At 57.0% G+C, this 2,671-nt stretch carries 4 protein-coding genes; all 4 read right to left on the minus strand.

Annotated elements, in window-relative coordinates; translation table 11 throughout:
• Window positions 1-636, minus strand: a 636-nt coding sequence (locus tag IRZ24_RS19120) for a nucleotide sugar dehydrogenase (RefSeq protein ID WP_297167972.1), incomplete at its 3' end; no start/stop codon positions are given.
• A gap of 73 nt (window positions 637-709) precedes the next feature.
• Window positions 710-1,363 (minus strand): MBL fold metallo-hydrolase, encoded by a 654-nt coding sequence (locus tag IRZ24_RS19125; protein WP_297167975.1) that lies wholly within the window; start codon window positions 1,361-1,363, stop codon window positions 710-712.
• A gap of 73 nt (window positions 1,364-1,436) precedes the next feature.
• Window positions 1,437-1,589 carry a hypothetical protein gene (locus IRZ24_RS19130; RefSeq protein WP_297167978.1) on the minus strand — a complete coding sequence of 51 codons (153 nt, stop codon included), beginning with the start codon at window positions 1,587-1,589 and terminating at the stop codon, window positions 1,437-1,439.
• Window positions 1,590-1,718: 129 nt separating this feature from the next.
• A partial coding sequence (locus IRZ24_RS19135) for a prolipoprotein diacylglyceryl transferase (RefSeq protein ID WP_297167981.1) occupies window positions 1,719-2,671 on the minus strand: 953 nt, incomplete at its 5' end.

Below are 2,671 nucleotides of genomic sequence, written 5' to 3' on the forward strand. Positions count from 1 at the left end.
GGCGTTAGAGGCGTACTTAATCATCTCTGCCGTGTAGATATCGGTCATAATAATGGGCGCGCGCAGTGGGAGATAAAGCGCCGCCACACGGTGGGCTGCCTCCATATCGGAAGAGCCAAGCACAATGCGGTCGGGGTTTAAAAAGTCCTGGATGGCCGCCCCCTCGCGCAGAAACTCAGGATTCGAAACCACGGCGAACGAGACATCGGGGCGTGCCAGATGAGTGCGGATAATACGCGTCACCACATCGCCACTACCGACAGGGACGGTGCTCTTATTAATAATGATGGCATAGTGGTCCAGCTCCTCGGCGATCATCCGCGCCGCCATCTCAACATAGCGCATATCGGCGCTGCCCTGGGTGCTGCCCGTGGGAGTATTAACCGCAATGAAAATAAACTCGCTGCCAGCAAGGCCCTCACGGTAACTGGTAGTAAAATGGAGGCGTCCGGCGCGAACATTGCGCGCAATCATCTCTGCCAGGCCCGGCTCATAGATCGGCACTTCTCCACGCTTCAGCCGGGCAATCTTCTCCTCAACGATATCCACGCAGGTGACATCATTCCCCATGTCGGCGAAACAGGTGCCGGTTACCAATCCGACGTAGCCTGTGCCGATCACGCAGATCTTCGCCATCGCTCGTTCCTGCTCCTCTACGTCTCTCTTCTTCTGGATTGTTGCTAGCTGGCTGTATATACTTTTACTATGTTCATGCCAGCTTCACAAAAGGATTCTCATATTTTTCTTCGCCGATGGTTGTGGGCGCCCCGTGTCCTGGAAAAACGATTAAATCATCTTCCAGAGTATAGAGCTTCTCTCTGATCGATTGCACTAGTTGCTCATAATTGCCACCTGGTAGGTCGGTGCGCCCGATGCCGCGCTCAAAGAGGGTGTCGCCGCTGAAGACACAGTAGGGACGGCTGACCAGACAGACGCCGCCGGGTGTGTGTCCGGGCGTATGCCGCACCTCCAATGACAGCGTTCCGAACGTAATCACCTGCCCATCCTCAAGCAGGATATCGGGTTTCCGGCGCACAAGCGGCGGCTCCCGTCCAGCGCTTCTGGCGGCATACACATCGGTATAGTACGGAAGATCGGCGGGATGAATGGCCAGCGGCACCGGGTAGACCTCGCTCACTGCGTCAATTGCGCAGATGTGGTCAAAATGACCGTGCGTATTGATAATATAGCGAGGAATCAGCTCCAGCTCTTTGATGCGCTTCAAAATAAGCTCCGGCTCGTCGCCGGGATCGATGATCACTGCCTCACGCGTCTGCGGGCAAGCGTAAAGATAGCAATTTTCTGCAAGGAAACCGACGGTGACCGTCGCTACCAGTGGCCTGGCTTTTGCGTGTTCGCTCATAACAGGGAGGCTCCCATCTTCGGCCAAGAACTTTACTTTGTTTCCACCACAGTACAAGGAAGGATTTGCTTTATTATAGCACATCGCCCGGCGCGGGGCGCCCGCCCGAACTGCCCGTAAAGCCTTTATATCGCACTGGGGCAAAGAGCCACTCATGGCCAACATCAGCCTGGATAGCGAATATATGGAGGCGATCGACGAAGACAGGGGCATCTGCCAAAACCACAGCCGGCAGCCTCCCTGGCGTCCGCCTTAACAAGCTCGCCATTAGTACCTATGATTCGCGAACAAGCCAGGATTAGAAGAGCTTTCGCTACGAGCGGACAGCCGAGATCTCAGCGCCTCGCAACTTGGCTCAAGCTGGCTCGTGAGGACTCTCTGGGGGAGGCTCCCGATGACTGGAGGTCGGACTTTCATCCGCGTGTGGTTCAGAGGTACTTGCTGGCAGAGCGGAGGCGGTAGCGGCACGTTCCTGCTCTGTCACTGTCATGGCTGACTGCTCAGCGCCAGGGGCGCCTGGAACTGGCTCACCGACAGCGGCTGCAGCCGTAGCAAGCTGGTCTTGTGGGCGTGCCGGCATACCGTAGAAGGCTGCTATCTCTCCTGGAGGCACCGGGCGAGCATAGCGTGAGCGCAGTACCAGGTAGGTCACGGGGAGCAAGACGATCAGCACCACCAGTGAAGTCCATTGGGCCTGTTTCAGGCCCCAGTCGAGGCCCAGGAAGCTTACCACTGCGTTGGCGCGCCAGAAGAAGACGATGAACTGTGTGATGGCATAACCGTAGAGATAGACAAGTGTGAGTACACCGGGCCGGCGCAGACGGCGTGACAAGATATAGAGAACAGTCAGCAGTAAGATATTGCCAAGCATCTCATATGCTGCGGCTGGCTGCACCGGCACATTGCAATAGTGCTGCAGGCAGGCGAAGCTCGCGGGATGCAGGTAGACTGTTGACCAGGGCAGGGTACTGGGATAGCCGATAATATCGCCGTTGATCAGATTACCGATGCGACCAAAGATCTGGCCGATGGAAGCGAAGAGCACCCCGGCATCGAGAGCCACAAAGGGATTGATGCCCTCGGCGCGCGCCCGCCAGAAGAGGACCGGCACCACTAGAAAGATCGCCCCGTAGAAGGCCATGCCGCCCTCCCAGGTTGCCAGAATGCGCCACGGCTGGAGCAAATAGCCCTGCACCAGGTCTGGCTGCTGGAGAACAAAGTAGAGGCGGCCACCAATTAAGCCAGCGATAATGCACCACCAGAGCAGACGATAGACAATCTCTTCGCTCAGGCCTTTGCGCCACTCTA

The sequence above is a fragment of the Thermogemmatispora sp. genome (assembly GCF_019683755.1).
GTDB lineage: Bacteria > Chloroflexota > Ktedonobacteria > Ktedonobacterales > Ktedonobacteraceae > Thermogemmatispora.